The organism is Ketobacter sp. (genome assembly GCF_003671495.1).
GTDB lineage: Bacteria > Pseudomonadota > Gammaproteobacteria > Pseudomonadales > Ketobacteraceae > Ketobacter.
Map to the genome: position 1 here is coordinate 52,392 of NZ_RCHN01000036.1, position 19,129 is coordinate 71,520.

General features: G+C 55.8%; 16 protein-coding genes. 5 read left to right on the forward strand and 11 right to left on the reverse strand.

Annotation, left to right across the window (positions count from 1 at the left end; translation table 11 throughout):
• Window positions 1-69: 69 nt before the first annotated feature.
• The 4 genes from D9N14_RS17420 to D9N14_RS17435 all read right to left on the reverse strand — a co-directional run bounded on the left by D9N14_RS17420 (window position 70) and on the right by D9N14_RS17435 (window position 3,878).
• A complete protein-coding gene (locus tag D9N14_RS17420) occupies window positions 70-1,191 on the reverse strand; it encodes an acyl-CoA dehydrogenase family protein (protein ID WP_290582073.1) in 1,122 nt (373 codons plus the stop codon).
• 23 nt (window positions 1,192-1,214) lie between these two features.
• Window positions 1,215-2,420, reverse strand: coding sequence for an acyl-CoA dehydrogenase family protein (locus D9N14_RS17425; protein ID WP_290582075.1), 1,206 nt, complete (start codon window positions 2,418-2,420; stop codon window positions 1,215-1,217).
• Window positions 2,421-2,554: 134 nt separating this feature from the next.
• Window positions 2,555-3,424 (reverse strand): hypothetical protein, encoded by an 870-nt coding sequence (locus D9N14_RS17430; protein WP_290582077.1) that lies wholly within the window; start codon window positions 3,422-3,424, stop codon window positions 2,555-2,557.
• A gap of 94 nt (window positions 3,425-3,518) precedes the next feature.
• Complete coding sequence (locus tag D9N14_RS17435; protein WP_290582079.1) at window positions 3,519-3,878, reverse strand: PilZ domain-containing protein; 360 nt, start codon at window positions 3,876-3,878, stop codon at window positions 3,519-3,521.
• Window positions 3,879-4,146: 268 nt separating this feature from the next.
• On the opposite strand from D9N14_RS17435, the gene D9N14_RS17440 reads away from it, so the two are divergent.
• Together D9N14_RS17440 and D9N14_RS17445 are read left to right on the forward strand one after the other, a co-directional pair.
• A complete protein-coding gene (locus D9N14_RS17440; protein WP_290582081.1) occupies window positions 4,147-6,270 on the forward strand; it encodes a transglycosylase SLT domain-containing protein in 2,124 nt (707 codons plus the stop codon).
• Between the two features lie 149 nt (window positions 6,271-6,419).
• On the forward strand, window positions 6,420-7,403 hold the full coding sequence (locus tag D9N14_RS17445) for a leucine-rich repeat domain-containing protein (protein ID WP_290582083.1): 984 nt from the start codon (window positions 6,420-6,422) through the stop codon (window positions 7,401-7,403).
• A 31-nt stretch (window positions 7,404-7,434) separates the two neighbouring features.
• On the opposite strand, the gene D9N14_RS17450 is transcribed toward D9N14_RS17445, so the two are convergent.
• Entirely contained in the window at window positions 7,435-8,331 is an 897-nt protein-coding gene (locus tag D9N14_RS17450; RefSeq protein WP_290582085.1) for a haloalkane dehalogenase, read from the reverse strand.
• 29 nt (window positions 8,332-8,360) lie between these two features.
• Window positions 8,361-9,623, reverse strand: coding sequence for a serine hydrolase domain-containing protein (locus D9N14_RS17455; protein WP_290582087.1), 1,263 nt, complete (start codon window positions 9,621-9,623; stop codon window positions 8,361-8,363).
• Between the two features lie 283 nt (window positions 9,624-9,906).
• On the opposite strand from D9N14_RS17455, the gene D9N14_RS17460 reads away from it, so the two are divergent.
• Window positions 9,907-11,232, forward strand: coding sequence for an ABC1 kinase family protein (locus D9N14_RS17460; RefSeq protein ID WP_290582089.1), 1,326 nt, complete (start codon window positions 9,907-9,909; stop codon window positions 11,230-11,232).
• Window positions 11,233-11,358: 126 nt separating this feature from the next.
• Here D9N14_RS17460 and D9N14_RS17465 read toward each other — a convergent pair whose 3' ends face one another.
• Together D9N14_RS17465 and D9N14_RS17470 are read right to left on the reverse strand one after the other, a co-directional pair.
• Window positions 11,359-12,312 carry an SDR family oxidoreductase gene (locus tag D9N14_RS17465; RefSeq protein ID WP_290582091.1) on the reverse strand — a complete coding sequence of 318 codons (954 nt, stop codon included), beginning with the start codon at window positions 12,310-12,312 and terminating at the stop codon, window positions 11,359-11,361.
• Window positions 12,309-13,127, reverse strand: a complete 819-nt coding sequence (locus D9N14_RS17470; protein WP_290582093.1) for a lysophospholipid acyltransferase family protein — start codon at window positions 13,125-13,127, stop codon at window positions 12,309-12,311. Before D9N14_RS17470 ends, D9N14_RS17465 begins: the two co-directional genes overlap by 4 nt.
• A gap of 499 nt (window positions 13,128-13,626) precedes the next feature.
• Here D9N14_RS17470 and D9N14_RS17475 point away from each other — a divergent pair, with 499 nt between their 5' ends.
• Window positions 13,627-14,964, forward strand: a complete 1,338-nt coding sequence (locus D9N14_RS17475; protein ID WP_290582095.1) for an ABC1 kinase family protein — start codon at window positions 13,627-13,629, stop codon at window positions 14,962-14,964.
• Here D9N14_RS17475 and D9N14_RS17480 read toward each other — a convergent pair.
• The 3 genes from D9N14_RS17480 to D9N14_RS17490 all read right to left on the reverse strand — a co-directional run bounded on the left by D9N14_RS17480 (window position 14,961) and on the right by D9N14_RS17490 (window position 17,256).
• The gene (locus tag D9N14_RS17480) at window positions 14,961-15,464 is read right to left on the reverse strand and encodes a hypothetical protein (protein WP_290582097.1); all 504 of its coding nucleotides are present in this window, start codon (window positions 15,462-15,464) and stop codon (window positions 14,961-14,963) included. The genes D9N14_RS17475 and D9N14_RS17480 overlap by 4 nt on opposite strands.
• 11 nt (window positions 15,465-15,475) lie before the next feature.
• Window positions 15,476-16,741 (reverse strand): transglycosylase SLT domain-containing protein, encoded by a 1,266-nt coding sequence (locus D9N14_RS17485; protein ID WP_290582099.1) that lies wholly within the window; start codon window positions 16,739-16,741, stop codon window positions 15,476-15,478.
• 257 nt (window positions 16,742-16,998) lie between these two features.
• Window positions 16,999-17,256 (reverse strand): hypothetical protein, encoded by a 258-nt coding sequence (locus D9N14_RS17490; protein WP_290582101.1) that lies wholly within the window; start codon window positions 17,254-17,256, stop codon window positions 16,999-17,001.
• 168 nt (window positions 17,257-17,424) lie between these two features.
• Between D9N14_RS17490 and D9N14_RS17495 the strand changes: the two genes are divergently transcribed.
• Window positions 17,425-19,086, forward strand: coding sequence for an MORN repeat-containing protein (locus D9N14_RS17495; RefSeq protein WP_290582103.1), 1,662 nt, complete (start codon window positions 17,425-17,427; stop codon window positions 19,084-19,086).
• Window positions 19,087-19,129: the final 43 nt, after the last annotated feature.

A 19,129-nucleotide genomic window follows, 5' to 3' on the forward strand; every position in this document is an offset into this window, starting at 1 on the left:
CCAAGCCGCCGGTACCACACAGCCAAAAAAAACCCGGCTCGCTGGCCGGGTTTTTTGTCCCGATCCTGATTATGCGACGGTGGCATACCGGTTCAGGTGATAATCTGGATTACCCAACAGTGCATCAATGGCAGTGAGGCGCTTGAAGTAGAAGCCAACGTTCAGTTCATCGGTCATACCCATGCCACCGTGCAATTGCACTGCCTGCTGGCCAATGTAGCGACCCGCCTTGCCAACCTGTACCTTAAAGGCAGACGCCGCTTTTTTCGCCACATCGCCCCCTTCCAGATTGCGCAGTCCGGCCATATACATGGAGGACTGGGTCAATTCGTGGGCCATGAACATTTCCACCATGCGATGCTGCAGCACCTGGAATTTGCCGATGGGGATGCCGAACTGTTTGCGGGTTTTGCAGTAGTCCACCGTGGTTTTGTACAGCACTTCCATGGCGCCCACAGCCTCCGACCCCAGGGCAATCACCGCTTCGTCCAGCACCGTTTCCAGCGCTGGCAGCGCCGCTCCGGCCACACCCAGCAGTTCACCCTTGGCACCGTTCAGCTGGATGTTGGCAGCACGACCGCCTTCCATGGAAGGGAACGCCGTCACCGTCACGCCGGCAGCCTTCGCATCCACTACAAATACACTGACGCCATCTGCCTCAGTCAGGCCACCACTGGTGCGGGCCGTTACCAGAATTTTGTCTGCAGCATGGCCATTCAACACCATGACTTTCTGGCCGCTGAGGCTGTAGCCCTCACCGTTCTGTTCAGCCTGAGTGGCCACACAGGCTGGGTTGCCCCGGGCACCGGGTTCATCATAGGCCAAGGCCATTTGCAGCTCACCCTGAATCACGGACGCCAGCAGGCTTGCTTTTTGTTCTGCACTGCCCAGCACCTCCACCAGGCGGCCACCCAGAATCACGGTGGGTATAAAGGGCTCGGTGATCAGCGCCTTGCCGAAGGCTTCCATCATCAGCATCACATCAATGGCCGTACCACCAAAGCCGCCATTCTCTTCGGCGAACGGCACACTTAACCAGCCCAGCTCGGCAAAGGTTTTCCAGTTGTCGGCACTGTAGCCTAATTCACTGACCGCCAGCTTGCGCCGGGTTTCAAAGTCGTAGTCGTTTTGCAGAAATTTGCTGATGCTGTCCACCAGCATTTGTTGTTCTTCAGATAACTCAAAATTCATAATGCGCTCCTGTTAACCCGGAATTACAAGCCCAAAACCATTTTCGCGATGATGCCGCGCTGGATCTCATTGGAACCACCGTAGATGCTGGTGGCCCGGGTATTGAGATAGCGGGGCATGGCCGTGAGGGCATATTCCGGACCGATGGGTGCTACGCCGGAACCGGGTTCCAAAGCGTCCAGTTGCAGGGGCAGACCCGCAACCCCAACGGCCTCGATGGCCAGTTCGGTGAGCTTTTGACTCAGTTCCGTGCCAACGATCTTGGTCATGGACGCCACCGCGCCAGGGCTTTGGCCGCTGCCGAGCGCCGCCTTGATGCGGTTTTCGGTGAATTCCAGGGCGCTGATTTCGATTTCAGCCTCGTGTACACGACGCATGAAATGAGGATCATCCGCCAGGCGACCACCAAAGCCGTCGCCTTCCTGTTCAGCGATGGCCTTGATCTGCTTGAGATAGTGATACAGGCCAGGGGCGTATTCCTGTCCACCGCGCTCGAAAGTGAGCAGGAACTTGGCCACAGTCCAACCCTGGTTTTCCTCACCAATGCGATTGCTCTTGGGCACGCGCACGTTGTCGAAGAATACCGTGTTTTGTTCCCGCACACCGTCCAGGCCGATGATGGGCTCCACTGTGACACCAGGGGCGTCCATGTCCATCAGCAGGAAGGTGATCCCTTCCTGGGGTTTGCAGTCCTTGTTGGTGCGCACCAGGCAGAAAATCTTGTTGGCGTAGTGGGCGTAGGTGGTCCAGATCTTGGTACCGTTCACGATGTAATCGTCGCCATCGGAAACAGCAGTGGTCTGCAGCGCCGCCAGGTCGGAACCAGCACCGGGCTCAGAATAGCCCTGACACCAGAAATCTTCGCCGGAGAGAATGCGCGGCAGGTAATATGCTTTTTGCTCGTCGGTGCCGCAACCGATGATGCAGGGGCCGCACATGTGCAGCCCCATGGGAATCAGTTGCGGGGCATCGGCTTTGAGGCACTCTTCGGCGAAGATGGAGCGTTGCACAACATCCCATCCAGTGCCGCCATACTGCTTCGGCCAATGGGGCGCAGCCCATCCTTTGGCATGCAGAATTTTCTGCCAGGCCATGGCCCGTTCCTTGTCATGGAACACGCTGGTGCCCAACCGACCCGCTTCGCGGATATCGTCGGTCAACGATTCATTGAGGAAATCACGAACTTCTTCGCGAAACTGCCGGTATTCCGGCTTCACAGACAGATCCATATTCACCTCTGGGAAACAACAAAAATGGCTGCTTCTAAAATCCAAAACTGGCTTGAACCTTCTGGAAAAGGCTCAAGTTAGAAGTTATTTTGCGGTATTTTCCAATGACGTGAACGATCAGTCGATGGCCAAAACTATCTTTGTAATGCTTTGATCAGGCGAGTCAGGGCTTGTGCCAGCTCCTTGGCAGCGGACTCATCCCGGGCAATGACAATCCAATCCCCGCCGGTCACCGGGTGGCGAATCACACACTGATCAGAGGGGGCACTGCAGCGGTAGCTGACAAAGGGATTGACGCCAAAGGCATCGAGACTGGAGGAGGAAAGGGAAGCCTGGCCACCGGCCCCAGGGTCAACCTGCTTACGCACCACAGACAGCTGTGATGGGGCCTGTACGGACACCTGATATTCCAGCCGTGGAGAGGTGCTGCGATTCTTGATACGCCCTTCCAGGTATTCGTAGGAGGTCAGCAGACTATTGATGTGCAGCACCAGTGAATCTTTAAGGCTGGGGGCGATATAGAGTTTCCTAACCTTATCATCATAGGCTTTGCCGGCTGTATCATCCCGCTCAATGCCGCCGCTGGCCTTGATCTCCCGCATCTGGTCCCGGGATTGGGAAACCGCTTGCTGGGATTGGAGCTGCTCTTCAATTTCGGTTATCCGACGCAGGGCCGGCTCGTAGAATTCGGCCTCTCGGCCGGCTTCTTCCACATAGCGGGACAACAGGTCACTGGCCTTGCCCAGTTCACCATAGTGCAGGGCAATCAGGCCGGAGAGGTAGTAAAACTTGGGGGCGGGTGTGACTTTAAGGGCGTCGATACGACCCAGGTAGGTGCGGGCGGCCTCGTAATTCTGGTCCGAGAGTTTCTCCTGCGCGGCCAGCAGCAAGCGGTCCGCCTCCATATCCGCGGGCAACGCCCACAACGGACGGATCGAAAGGGACAGCAGAAGTGACAATGAGAGCAAAGACAATACAATACTGGAGGCGGCAGATTTTATCATAGTCGTATCAGTGAGTTAGTTTCACTGGAAGAGTTTGACAGCATCCCTGCCGGCGGGCAACCATCCGCTGCTGCGCAAACTGCGGATCTGTGAATCAATCGAGTTTAAAGCTGAAGTAGCTGGTGAGCCCCTCAATCAGCTGCATCAGCTCCTGGGGTGGGTCAATCAGCTTGAAGCCGGTATCGAAGCAGTCCGGGCTCACATCCGGGCGACACCAGCAACTCAGCGCGTCAAAATCGATGTTGCTGGCCCCTTCGATCTCCCGGGGTAGCTTGATGCGGAACTGGAATACGCTGTGGGTCAGCAAAGGAATGTGACTCACCAGGCGTAAACCCTCCGTAGAAATATTCACGATATAACCGATGGGCTTGCCCGTTTTACGGTTGTATACGCTGAGGTAGTACTTTAAGTGGTGCCGTTGTATGACACGCTTTTCTCTGATTCGCTTTTCCATAATCCCCGATTTTTTCGTTCTGGTGCTGTTAATTTTCACAGCTAAATTTGGTTCTGGTAATAGGTAAGTTTAGCCTTCATTGACACGACCTCAACAGCAACCCCGAGATAATTTGAAGAATCGCTTCAGATCAAAAACTTACCAACTAGAATATTTTTTGTTCAAACCAGAAAAAGATTTAGGCGAAGCCCCTTAACCACCTGAAAATTCTGACCTTATCTGCTATTAACTATAGAATACGGATAACAGAGTTTCGCGGTACCCCAGTGTGAGCAAATTGATTCGTCTTTGCCTGTTGCTGGCAACAGGTCTGAGTGCCGGCATCAGCCAGGCCAACTACGCCCTCTCCTTTCAAGCCAATCAGGAACAGCTTTGGCAAGCCCAGCGGGAACACTATAACGACACCCTCAAACTGCTGACCAAAGGCCAGCGGGAACGGTTCCGGGAGCAGGCGGAAACGTTACGGGACTACCCACTGTATCCCTATCTCAAGTATCGGGAATACAGCCGCTACATCAGCTCCGTGAGTAAAGAGGAGCTGGATGAGTTTATGGATGAATTCTCCGACTCACCCCTTTCCGGCTGGTTGCGACGTCGCTGGATCAACAACCTGGCCTCGCAGAAAGATTGGGACACCTATCTGCAGGAATATCGCCTCGGCCAGTACGACACCAAATACGACTGCTACTACTACTGGGCGCACTACAAAGTGGGCGACCGGGAAACCGCCTTCGCCGGTGCCCGCCAGTTGTGGTTGGTGGGGGCCTCCCAGGACAACGCCTGCGACCCGCTGTTTGAAGTCTGGAAAACCACCGGTGAAATGTACGGGGATCTGGCCTGGGAACGCACCGCCCTGGCCATGGCCAACAGCAAAATCCAACTGGCCCGCTACCTGGAAAACCACCTGCCCAAGCAATTGCAACCGTTGTCGCGGGAGTGGCGCGACCTGTATCGGGACCCACGCCGCCTCAAGTACATGAAGCGCTACACCAAGTGGGGAGACAGTGCCCGCCCGCTGCTGATCACGGCGTTCTCCCGCCTGATCCGCAAGGATGAAAAGCTGGCGCAGGAATTGTGGCCCCAGTATGCCGCGGCGTTTAACTTCAGCGCCGCCGAACGCGCCAAGATTGCCAATGAGTTTGCCTTTGTGCTGGCGGTGCGCAAACAGGACAATGCGGACTTCTGGCTGAGCCAGGCCGCCCAGTACGGGTACGATGACGAGCTGATTCCCATCGGCATTCGGCATGCGCTGTATGAACAGGATTGGCCGCGCCTGCGGATCTGGCTGACGCTGTTGAACGAGGAACAATGGCAAGACGAGACCTGGCAGTACTGGCAAGCGCGGGCCGAGCAGAAACTGGGGCCGGTAGACATCGCCCAACTGCCCCAGATCCGCATTGACCCCCACCATGTGGATGTACTGACCTTTCAGCAGCGTTTCTCCCAGGCGCTGTATGACGAGCGGCAGTTCATGGATCTGTTGCCCCAGTCGGTGGTACAAAACAAGTTCACCCAATACGATCCCCAGGCCCGCCTGGAGCGGCTCTCTGAACAGCGGAATTTTTACGGGTTCCTGGCCAGCGAGCGCCTTAAGAAGCCGCTCAACCTGAACATTGAACCCACTCAGGTTCGGGAGGAAGACCTCAACGCCATGATTGCGTTGCCGGCGGTGCAACGCACCCGGGAACTGTACGCCATGGATGACCTGCCCCTGGCCCGCTCCGAGTGGGAATACCTGATACGACGCTCCAATGAACAGGAACGCAGCGTGCTGGCGCACCTGGCCTATATCTGGGGCTGGCACCATCCCGCCATCCGCGCCGCCTATCAATCGGATGCGTACAACAACCTGGAAATACGTTTTCCCACCGCATTTGAAACCGTGGTCGACAAATACGCCACCCGCTCAGGGTTGGATAAGGACTGGGTGTATTCGCTGATTCGACAGGAGAGCGCGTTCATGCCTCAGGCCCGCAGCTCGGTGGGCGCCATGGGCATGATGCAGATCATGCCGCGCACGGCAAAACAACTGTCGCAGTCCATCGGCATTCCCACCCCCAGCACCCGCGATATGCTGACGCCGGAAACCAATATCAAGCTGGGGACGCACTACATGAGCCAACTGCAGCAGCAATTCAAGGGCAACATCATCCTGGCCACAGCAGCCTACAATGCAGGACCGCACCGAGCCAACGCCTGGCAGCCAACCTATTTGCCGGTCAGTGGCGATATCTGGGTGGAAACCATTCCGTTCAAGGAAACCCGGAACTACGTTAAAAACATATTGACCTATCAGGCCATCTATCGCCATCACCTGGGTCAGGAAGTCAAACTATCCGATGCACTGAAACTGATTCCAGCGAAGAAAATGCAGGCGACGGTCATGCGTTAATAAAGCTGACGCACGTTCATCGCTTGCCCCTTCCCCTCTTCTGCACTCCCCCTTAAGATAGCAGGCGTGTTTCGATTCGGCAGTACGGATCACGCCTCGCGCAAAAGTGTTCATCCATAACAATATCGATCCGCCAACGGAGCACTGCCATGTCATTCTCATTTCGCACGCTGAGTGTTGTCTTTGTTATCGCACTGTTGCAGGGGTGTGGCCCCAGCAGTGAATTCGAAGCCCAATCCCTGTTGGATAACAACCAGCAGGAATTTGGTGTGCTGAGCTGGCAAGCCGACACAGAAACGGTGGATGGTTTTCATATCGAACGCCTCAGCATCAGTCCGGATATCGGCGAAGTGGATTTCAACGGTTCTCTGTTGGTGTATCCCAGCCAGACCACCACTTATACCCTGTTGGTGGAAACCCGCAACGACAACGGGCTGGTGTACGACTACACCCGCAAGGCCACCGTGTATGTCGGAGCCCGGGTGGATTACGATTTGATTGAGGACGATAACCTGCGTGCCTGTCTGGCGGAAAACGGTGCGACTCACCTGCAGCAATTTGATGTTATTTATTGTCTGGACCGTGGCATTGCCCAGCTCACCGGCATCGAACAGTTTCAGCTGACCCAAAGTGTCTCGCTGGACAACAATCTACTGACTGACCTGTCCCCGCTGACCGCGCTGCCGGCCCTGAAAGTGGTGAGCGTATCGGGCAATGAACTGGACACCCTGGACAGCCTCAGCCTGTCCACCAGCGTGCGCAATATTGTTGCCCACAACAACCGGTTGTTCGACCTGTCTGCCTTGAGCCAAATGCCGCAACTGGTGAACCTGGCCCTGGATAACAATCAGATTTCTGATCTGGGCCCGCTGCAAACGATTCCACAATTACAGGGCTTGTCGGTGAGTCACAATCGAATTGAGGATGTCAGTCCGCTGACACTCAATACCGAACTGCTGGCACTGGATTTCTCCAACAACCCGGTGCGCACCGGTATCACTGCTCTCAGCACGCTGACCAAAGCCACCCTCATTCGCAGCGAGAACAACGGCGCGGTGTTGTGCCTGGATTATGCCCGGCTGGTGTTGAACCTGGGGCCGGTGGTGCTGTTTGACCAGTGCCGTCTGTTCTGAGCCCTGGTTTAAACCCTGCCGCCGCGCCCGGTCAGGCCATCGAGGCCAACAGGTCGTTGATGGCCCGGGCAAACGGCACCGGTGAGTCTTCCTGCAAAAAGTGGCCGCCCACCAACGTCTGATGAGGCTGACCCTCGGCGCCTGGAATGCGCTCCCGCATAAACGCGTCCCCCCCGCGGGTAATGGGATCACCATTACTGAACGTGGTTAAAAACGGCTTGCGCCATTGTTCCAGCACTTTCCATGCCGCCCGATTGGCGTCAGAGGCCGGATCGTTGGGAACCACCGGCACCAGGCGAGGGAAGGCCCGGGCACCGGCTTTATATCGTGACGACGGGAACGGCGCATCATAGGCTTTGCGCTCCTCCGGCCCCAGGGTTTTAAAGGTACCGGAATTGATGATGCGGGCAATTGGAAACCAGGGGCTGTAAAGGGCGAAATTCTTCCACAACTGAAACGCGGCCGGCACTTTCTGGTCGCCGGTGGGCAGCATGCCATTGCCCACCACGATGGCTTTAAAACGGGGCTCCTGCTCCGCCGCCAATCGCAGGCCGATTAACGACCCCCAGTCCTGACAGACTAAGGTGACGTTATTCAGATCCAGCTTGTCGATGAAAGTGTGCATCCATTCCATATGAGCCTGATAGGAATAATCTTCCAGCGCCGTGGGTTTGTCGGATTTGCCGAAGCCAATCAGATCCGGCGCAATCACCCGGTGCCCTGCCGCTGCCACAATGGGAATCATGTGGCGGTAGAGATAGCTCCAACTGGGTTCCCCGTGCAACATCAACACCGGATCGACAGTCGCAGGGCCTTCATCCAGGTAATGCATGCGCAGGCCGTTGCCCGCCACCTCAAGATAGTGCGGTTCAAACGGGTAATCGGCCAATCGTTCAAAGCGGGTTTCCGGTGTGCGCAGGTAGTCCATAACGGTCTCTCTAAGGGTGGCGTCCAGATTTATTTTTTAAACACTTTTTTGCAGCGCCGGGAAATCGTAGTCAACAACATCACCAGCCGTGGGAAATGACTGCCGATCAGCGGATTACCCGAGGTCAGCAGGGATACCGAAATCATCCGCTCCGGATCGGCCCAGCAGAAATTGTTGGTAAGACCGATGTGACCATAGGCGTGGGGGGACGCCGGTCCGTACAGGCCCACCGGATAATTGCCCAGCATCATACCGGCGCTGTAGCGCATGGGCAGGAACAGCGTACGATCCAATTCAGTAGCACTGACCTCCCGTACCGCCCGCTCAATAGTGACCGGCTGAAAAATTCGTTTGCCCTCGTAGTCTCCACCGCTGAGCAGGCAATGGAAGAAGCGTGAGCATTCTTCTGCGGTGGCGGTAATGTTGCCGGCGGGAATGACCTGCTGGTAAAAGCGGGGATCGTTGGACAGCTCAATGGCCGTGCCCAGCTCGGCCCCCAGTACCCGCTTGATCAGCTGCTTCACCGGGAACATGATGGGAAACCCGGTCAGGTAATTGGTGGCCACTTCCGGATAGCGCTCATCCGGGCAACCGTAATTGAAGTTGCGCATGCCCATGGGCTCCTGCACGTTTTTACGCAAAAACTCGGCAATGCTCTCCCCGGTTACCCGCTGCACCAACTCGCCCAACACATAGCCGCCAGTCAAAGCATGATAGGCCAGCTCACGACCGTGTACGTCGGTGGGCTCGGCATCGTAGATCAGGTTCATAATGGCGTCATGATCGAACAGCACTTCCGGTTCAATATCCTTGAAAGACGCAATACCCGCCCGATGGGACAGAATCTGCTGTACCGTAATACGTTTTTTGCCGTGGGCGGCGAATTCCGGAATATAAAAACTCACCGGATTCATCAGGTTGATCTGGTTCCGTTCTTCCAGCAGATGCACCAGCATGGCCGTGATCGCCTTGGAGGCGGAGAACAGGCAAAACGGGGTATCCGGTGTGGCCACCACTTTCTCACCGGTTTCGCCGGGACCATTACCCTTGGCGTGACCGATGGAGCGATTCAACAGAATCTCGCCGTGGCGGCGGATGCAGATGGACAGTGCCGGGTAGGCACCGGTGCGGTACAGGTCTTTCACCGCCTTCCAGATGATGTCCTGATCCCGCTCAGTGAGACCCAGCCATTCAGGGTTCATTTCGTTTTCGGCGATTCCGGTGATGCCCTGCAGGGATTTGGGCACCTCTATGTTGTTTTCGATCATCCTCAGTGGGTTGGATAAAGCCATCATCTTACTGCTGCGCCCGCTGGCGACCCCTCTCTGCAAACTGCTCAAACACGCTGATGCAGGTAAACACCCGGCAAATCAGCACCTTTTGCCAAAATTAAGGCGGTTAGACTACGTAAAATTATACATGCTGTCGATGGATTACGCCCCTTTGACTGATGGGCCGCGTAACAGATTACCTTCGGGGCCGTTATGCGTGTAAAATGGTAACGCGCTTCCCGATACCGTTTAGGGACGCATTCGTTTTCATGGAAGAATTTCTGACTATTCAAGGTGTTATCCAATGGCAACAGACAACTCCCGAATCAGCAAGCTCAGTGCCGGCATCAAAGGCGCGCTTCGTATCGGCCAAACCATGCGGGTGCTGGCTCAAACCGGAATGGAATGGGTCATGGGGGATCGCCCGCCCGCGCCCAAGTTGCTGCGCCAGACCTTCGAGCGCCTGGGCACCACCTACATCAAGCTGGGTCAGTTCATTGCCAGCTCGCCGTCCATTTTCCCGGACGATTATGTGGAAGAGTTCCAACTGTGCCTGGATAAGACCACCCCGGTACCGTTCTACACCATGAAGCGCGTATTGGAGAAAGAGCTAGGCAAATCGCTGGAAACGGTGTTTGCGGAATTTGATCCGGTGCCCCTGGCGTCGGCCTCCATCGCGCAGGTGTACGCCGCCAAGCTGGTGAGCGGCGAAGACGTGGTGGTGAAGGTACAAAAGCCTGGCGTTGAAAACATCCTGCTGACGGATTTGAATTTCCTCTATGTGGGTGCCCGCGTACTGGAATATTTTGTTCCCAACCTTAGCATGGCATCCCTGTCCGATATTGTGGACGAAATCCAGAAAGGCATGCTGGCCGAATGCGATTTCTATCAGGAATCCAGCAACATTGCCGATTTCCACAAGTTCCTGGAAGAAACCGGCAATACCCAGGCCACCGCACCCAAGGTGTATCCCCAGGCTTCCACCATGCGGGTGCTGACCATGGAACGTTTTTACGGTGTTCCCTTCACCGACCTGGAGAGTGTGCAGCATATTGTGCCGGACCCGGAATCCAGCCTCATCACCGCCATGAATACCTGGTTTTCCAGCCTGCTGTTCTGCGAATCCTTCCACGCCGATGTGCACGCCGGCAACCTGCTGGTATTGAAAGACGGCCGGATCGGTTTCATCGACTTTGGTATCGTCGGCCGCATCAAACCCAGCACCTGGGAATCGGTATCCAAATTCATCTGGGCCATCGGCCAGGAAAACTATCAGGAGATGGCGGAAGCCATGCTGGGCATCGGCATGACCGATACCGAAGTCAACACCGAGCGCCTGGCCAAGGACATTGAAGCCCTGTATTCCAGCATGGATCGGGTGTTACCGGATGTGGATATGCACGCCGGGGATATGATGTCCATCAACGAGCACGAAGTGAATAAAGTCATGATGGACCTGGTGGGCATCGGTAAACGTCATGGCATCCACTTCCCCCGTGAATTTGCCCTGCTGCTGAAGCAACTGCTGTACTTCGATCGCTACGTGCGCTTGCTGGCCATGGAATCCAACATCTACATGGATGAGCGCCTCAATATCACACCGGACATGAACTGGAATATGATTCACTAAACGCGCGACCTGCGTTCTTGAACTCAAAAATACACCAAAGAAAAAAGGGGGGCTTGATGATCAGGCTCCCCTTTTTTATCTCAGGTTTTCTTTACTTCGGTTTCTCGGTTCTGGCCTTGTCTTGGGTTACAGGATGCCCATCTCCTTCTTCTCCCGATAATAGGAAAAGATGTCATCCAGGCTGCGCTGGGGTTTGAAACCAAAGGTCTTGTTGAACAGCCCGCCGTCGATGATCACCGGGTACTTGTAGTAATTCACCAGGTAAGCGGGCCAGCCTTTCCAGTTCATGCGTTTGCTGATCATGCGCGGCAAGCCTTCCGGAATGGAGGGAATCGGCATGCGGCGGCAACCACATTGCGTCGCGGCCTCCTGATAACTGACCCAGTCGTCTGTGGCCACATTGTAAATGCCCGGTTTGTTCTGCTTGAACGCCAACACGATGGCGTGGGCGGCGTCTTCCACATGAATAAACTGCATCATGGGGGAAAAGCCCATCAGCACCGGCGCCATTTTGCTGGATAACAGCAGGCTCAGGGAATTCAGCACTCCGGGCCCAGCGATATTGCATGGACGCAGGATGGTAATGTTGAGCTCCGGGTACTTCCACAGATAGATATTGGCCAGGTTCTCCAGCTCCACAGAATCCACCAGATCCATGGTCAGCTCGGAAGCCTTCAGGGGCGCCTCCTCCGTGAGTAACGCCGGGTTGTAGGGGCTGGCACCATAGACATAATAGGTGGACAGCACCACCACTTTTTTCACGGCGTACTTGTGGGCCAGATCCAACAGCCGCTGGGTACCCAACACATTGTGGTTGTAGCGATTACGATGCGTGGATTCATACAGGCCCATACGCCCCAGGTGAATCACCGCCTCAATCTTGTGCTTGCGGAAGATATCCTCAAAACCGCGCTTGCTGTATTCCACCCGGTAACTGGACATGCCTTCATCCATTTGCACCCGGCGACGGAAATCCACCAGCACCACATGGTAATCTTTCTTCAGTTCGTTAATAACGTACTGTGCCAGGGAGCCGCCGGCTCCGGTTACCAGGACTTCGGGTTTATGTTTATGAATCATTCGAACCACCCACTCCTTTCCTGCAACCCACGCTGGATCAGTTTATTAATTTCATCCTTCACCTGTTCCACTTTCACGGCCACGTCGTCTTCCCCGGTGATGGGCCCTGCAAAGGTCATCGGTTCACCGAAATACAAACGCACTTTCGCCGGCAAGGGTATTGGTGTGGTCACCGGAAAATACGGCATGCCAAACAGTCGCGCCAGGCGCTTCAGGTGAAACGGGGTGGGCATGGTTTCCTCGCAGCCCACGATACCCACCGGAATGATGGGCGTGTTCTCAGTAATGGCCAGGTGCATAAAGCCCAGGCCGAAGCGCTGCAGTTTGTAGCGCTTGTCCCAGGTTTTGCCGCTGCCGCGTACGCCTTCCGGGAACACAATGATGGCTTCATCGTTGCGCAGCATCTTGGCGCAATTGATAGGGTCCCCCAACACGGCACCCATTTCGTTGAACAGGTTACCCACAAAAGGAATGGTGGGGAACCAACGCTCCACCATCACACGAATCGCTCGAGGGTTGTGGGGATTGGTGGCCATCGCGTAACTCACCAGGCTGCCGTCAAAAGGCAACTGGCCGCTGTGATTGGCAATGATCAGCAGCCTTCCCTTCTCTGGAATGTGTTCCAGGCCAAAGGCTTCCACGCGAAAATAATCTTCATAGATGGGTCGCATCACACTCATGGCGATCTTCACCACTTCCGTGTTGTAACCCCAGGGATCGTAGCCGAAGGAACCCACCGGCTTCGGAATTTTATCCACCGCGGCCTCCGTCTCACTGGAGACCAGCAGATTTTTCAAAAATGTTCGGACACTCATGACTTCTCGCCTTTCATTCCCAAGCGGACTTTCTCCGAATCCGCACATTACGAATCGTTCCCACCACCAGCCAATCCGGGCCAGCTTAAGCGGGTGTGAACACTCTCCGATAATGGTGCTCGCACGCACCACTGAAATTGAGGACGTAAGATGATGTTTTTGTTATTGGTTTTTATTGTGTTTCTTGCTGGTTCTTATTATGGGATGTGAGAAGAACTCTGGGCTCACCGACCTGATAGATCAATAAGCCGCGATTCGTTACCCGATATCAGGCCGTCCAATGCTGCGCATTATACCAAACTTCTGATTTTAAACATTAATATCGGATCATCTCAAACACCCTCAACAGGGTATTTACACCCCCTCTTTGCTCCCGTAGAGTCTGGGTACTCACGGGTTCCCATTAAACCCTAATTTGAACAAAACTCACGCATCCAAATCAATAAAACGACTACTATAAAAACTATGCGGTAACGGTCATACAGAGGACTACAGCTTCGTGGCTAAGGAAAAAGACGATAAGCGTTTCAAAGCGACCACTCCGGGTAAACGCTTTCTGAAACTGGCGGGCATGTCCGCGAACATAGCAAAAAACGTTGCCAGCCATAAGGTTAAGGGCTTGTTCCGGGATGAGGACACTCACACCCAAAGCCAGGAGCAACTCTATTCCGACATCGGCAAGCAGATCGCGCAGACCCTGGGCGAGATGAAAGGTGCCGTGATGAAGGTAGGGCAGATCGCCTCCCAGGTGAAGGATATGCTGCCGGACGAGGTGGCCAGCGCCCTGGAAGTACTGCAGAAAGAATCCCCGCCCATGCCCTACGCCATGATCCGGCGTCAGCTGATCAAAGCCCTGGGGGATACCCCGGAGAATCTGTTTGCCCACTTTGATGAGACCCCATTCGCCGCCGCCTCCATCGGCCAGGTGCACCGGGCCCTGACCAAAGAGGGTGAAGAGTGTGTGGTGAAGATTCAGTATCCAGGCGTGAAGGAATCCTGCGATTCGGACCTGAAACACTTGAAGCGGGCCCTGAAACTGGCGGGCCTGGTGAAAGTCAGTGCCGAGGTGATTGACCAGACCTTCGAGGAAATCCGCCGCATGCTGTACGAGGAGCTGGATTACGTACACGAAGCGGAAAACCTCACGCTGTTCCGGGATTACTATCAGGACCACCCCTACATTGTGATGCCGGAGCTGATTGAATCCCTGTCGGCGGAAACCGTGCTGACCCTGACCTACGTGCCCGGCGATTCCCTGCAACAGGTGAAACAGCCGCAGTACAGCCAGGACACCATTAACCTGATCGGCTACCGCATCTTTGAAACCTTCGGCCGCCAGATCTACGATCTGCACGCCGTACATTCTGACCCGCACCCGGGCAACTTTGCCTTTCGCCCGGACGGCAGCATCATCCTGTATGACTTTGGTGCGGTGAAGCGGATTCCGGAGGCCACCATTGACAAGCTGCGCCAGCTGGTGGCGGACGCCATTGCCGGCAATGTGGAAACCCTGGACAGCCACCTGATGGCCATCGGTGTACGGCAACAGGGCGGCAAGCAACCGGATGTGGCGTTCTACAGCGAGTGGATGGACATTGTGATGACCCCGTTCAGGGACTACACACCCTATGACTTTTCCGAATCCAATCTGCATCGCCGGGTCATGGGCAAACTGAAGCGCGACGGCCTGAAATACATCGGGTCATTCCAGCCGTCACCGGAAACCATGCACGTGGACCGCGTCATCAGCGGCCATTACTGGACCATGGTGGATCTGGGGGTCAAGGTCTCGTTCCGCCCCCTGGTGGATGAGATCGTGTTGCAGAAGGTGGCCTAGCGGTAGGTCACCTGAGTGGGTTCGATGCGATTGCTGCCATACCAGTTCATGGGGCGCAGGGTGATCTTCAGATCTTTTTCCTTGAGGCCGTGAACCGGCAGCGGTTGCACCAGCTCGATCTGGCTTTTGCCATCGAATACCGGAAACACCTGGCGGATTACCGCAGAAAACTCTTCCGCCGGGACTTCCACCTGCAACAGCATGTCCACGTAGAACGTCTGCGGCACCTCATCCCCCATGGCCAACAGGCGTCCTGAGCACTTCAACAGGGGTTGAAACATCTGCTCTTCAATGGTGATGTCCTGGCGCGAAATCACGAAACTCAATTCAGGCACCTGCTCCTGCAGCTGCAACCGCTCCAGCATCTGTTGCTGGGCCTGTTCGAGGCCTGCCAGCTGCGTTTTGAGCCCGGCAAGCTCCGCTTTATCAGCACCGCAGCCGCCCAGCAACCATGCCAGTGTCCACGCCAGCACCCCCACCAGCAGCCTGGATGATGTCAACCGACGGGCGCTCATAAGGTTGCGTAATAGGCCCGGCGCTTCAGCACTTTCTCCACGTAGAGGCGGGTTTCCTTACGCGGCGCCTTGGTGATCAGGCGCTCCAGCACCTGCTCCGGAGTCATATTATTGATGGTCTCCACCGCCGCCTGGAAGCTGGCTTTGCCCACAAAGGCCCGCGCCACACTGGAGGCACCGGCGTTGTAGGCGGCAATGGTGTAATAAAGCCGACTCTCGGGGTTCTTGATCTCTTTCAGGTAGTCGTAATACAGCACACTCAGATAGGCGGCCCCCACCTCGATGTTCTTCTTGGGGTTATACAGATACTGTGCACTCAGCAGCGAGGACTTCTTGTAGAGCTTGCGGGTGGCATCCCGCCCGGCGGTGGAAGGCACGATCTGCATCAAGCCAAAGGCGGGAATGTGGGAGCGGGCCAGGGGGTTGAAATGGCTTTCCGTGTGGATGATGGCCATCATCACATCCGTACTCAAGGAGAAACGCTGGGCGTTACGGCTCACCTCGGGCCGATACTCCACCACTTTCTTGCGGATGCGGTTGTCCGGCAACGGCATCACATAGGTCAGCTTTTTGCCGGTGTTAACCGCCACCGACGCCAGATCCAGGCTTGCATTCAGGGCCTGGTAACGAATGGAGGATTTGCGCATCAAGGCGGCGGCGGTGTTACGGATGTCGGTTTCCGAAGGCCGGGGTGAGGCAAACAGCTCTTTCAGTACCAGCTCCGATCCCGCATCCGATGGCTTGGGTGTCTGCCCCAGACTGTTGTAGGCAGCGTTGATGGCCTGCTGGATCGGGTCCTGATGCACGGCCTGGGCAATGGTGGTGCCCAACACCTGCTCCAGTTCACCCACCACCTCTTTCGACATGGCGGAAAAATCCAGGCGGCTGCCCTGGTAGATGCTGTCCACGCTGACTTCAATCTGGTTACGCTCGAAATCCACCACCCGCTTGGAGGAGTAATCGTCGGCATAACTGACCCAACGCTGGGGGCTGCTCACTTCCGGCGCGGACCAGTGCTCACGGATGCGTTCCTGCTCCGTCTGCAATGCCTGCTGATAGGCCGCCGCCAGGGCTTGTTGTTCCTGCTGCTCCGGCGTCATGGCAATGGATTTTCGTTCTTTCAACAATGGGCTCTCACCACGGTCGTCCCGCTCGATGACCCAGCCACCGTTAGCGGACCCGTTGCTGGCAGTCAGCACCAACGCCGCCACCAGCATCAACCGTCGAATCACTCCATTGCGCTCTCGTGCTACTGCAGACACCTGCAACCTCTTCAGCCAGCCTGTTTAACCAAAGTCTCCGTCCGGGGTGCAGTTACCTGCAGAAGACGCAGACCTCATACAAAAATGGGAACTGGTTAACGTTTTCATCGTTGCGGGAATTATGACAAATCCCCTTTGTTCCGGCCTCAACTGGTTAGAATTTATCCAGCACAGAACCGTTGATGTTATAACCGGCAACCCAAACAAGGACCACCATCGGTAAGCAAGCGCTCACATTTTGGTGGATTTTTTGTAACTCAACGGGAGCGGCTGTCCGCCTCATCAAGATACATAAAAGACAGAAAGGTGGTGAACAGGGAAACGAACACCGCGAACGGCAATGCCGGCTCAATCAGCACCACCAGCCCTGCAATCACCCAAAAGCCTTTTACCTGCTGGCGTCGCCTGCGATAGGACTTGCAATGTCTCCTGCGGGAACCGTGTTTTGGATCCGGCAACGCCGATGATATCCATTCCGTCTTCAAGATGTTCCACACAATGCGAAGAAACCACATCCGTCTATCCCCTTACTGTCGTGGCGAACCATTAGGTAATTATAGGCAGGGTTACAAGTCGCTCATTGAAACCATCCTATAAATTTGGAATTATTTGCAAAAAACAGAACTGGGCACGGAAGCACCAGAACAACCTCCACGACAGGACGTCTGGATTGGGTAGTAAACATGAAAATGACAGGAATCATCACAGGGGTTTGGGGAGCATTGCTGGTAGTCTGCGTCAACACCTACGCAGAAACCATTGATCAGCAAAGCTATTTGCATGTCAAAGAGCACCAATCACAGCAAATCACCCATGTTTGGCCTGATGGCGCCCGCTACGAGGGTGAATGGGCTAAACAGCAGCCCCACGGCCTGGGCAGCCTGACCTATGTGAATGGGTCGCAATACTGGGGGCGCTTCTATCATGGGCGCCGCCAGGGCCAGGGGGTCATGAAATACGCCAATGGTGACGAATACGAGGGCAACTGGTACCAGGATCAGCCGCAGGGGAAAGGCATCAAGCGCTACACATCCGGCGCGGTGTTTGAAGGTGATTTCAAGGACGGCCAACAACACGGTCACGGTCGCCAGACCTATCTGGACGGCACCTATTACGAAGGCAGCTGGTCCGAGGGCAAGCCCCATGGCTACGGCAAACTCACCTTTATTTCCGGCGGTCGCTACGAAGGCGCCTTTGAAAACGGCAAACCCCATGGCCGCGGTTACTACTACTACCCCAATGGCGACCTCTATTCAGGGGAATGGCGGGACGGCAACCAGGACGGCCGCGGCCGTATCGAATACAGCACCGGCGGCTATTACGAAGGGGAATTCACCGAAGGCATGCGCCACGGGGAAGGCGTTCTGGTATCCGCCCTGGGTAGCGAATATAAAGGCCCTTTCCGGAACAACGATGCCCACGGTGAGGGCAGCTGCAGCCAGGGTAACAAGACTTACCCCTGCCGCTATCGCCACAACAAGCTGATAAAAACCACCCCGGCTGAACCGGCCGTGACCGTGGCCGCCGTGACCGCAACCACGGTGGCGCTGGCAGCCGCGACCCAACCCGCAACAGCGGCCAAAGCCCCAGCGGCGCAAAAAGCGCCTGCGGTGAAGAAAGCGCCTTTTGCTAAGAGCGAGCCTGTTGCTAAGAGCGAGCCTGTTACCAAGAACGGACCTGTTGCGAAGACTGAGCCAGCCTCTCAGCAAGCGGCCCCCAAGAACCCCAGCTTGGCCAGCGCCAAACCCAAACCCGTGCCGCAGCCGGTGGTCAAACCCTTTGTACCGGAGACCGTAGTTGCCGCCAGCGCCGCGAAAGTCAGCCAACCGGTCACCCCCCAGCAGCAAAAATACAACACGGCTTCCATGTCCATTCCCGATGCCAACCAAACCTTCAGTCAAACCCTGGAGCAAGAGAAACAGAAATACAAACACCTGACGGTGGCGGATCTGCGGCAGGATCGCAGCGACATCTATTTCAGTGAAAACTGGGCAGCGAAAGACCTGATGGCCATTCCGGAGCGGGCCTGGTGGCAGAAGCGTGCCTCCCTGTTCCGCGACAGCATGCACATCATCTCAGTGCACGGGGACACCGAAATCCGCATGATCATCAACGACTACAAAGGGCCCGGCGCCTACCCCATCCAGGAAGCGATGGTGACCTCCAAAACCGACAACCTGACAGCGGAACAACTGCAGTCCGGTGAAATCATCGTGGAGTCCGATGATGGCAAGTGGGTGAGCGGTTCCTTCCAGTTTGAAGTGAGCGATGGCAATGGCCACCAACTGGCCTTCAACCACGGTGCCTTCCGCCTGAGCAGCAAAGACAACCTGCCCCGCTTCTGATTATCTCCCCCATAAAAAAGCCGCCGCCTGAGTTTCCCCGGGC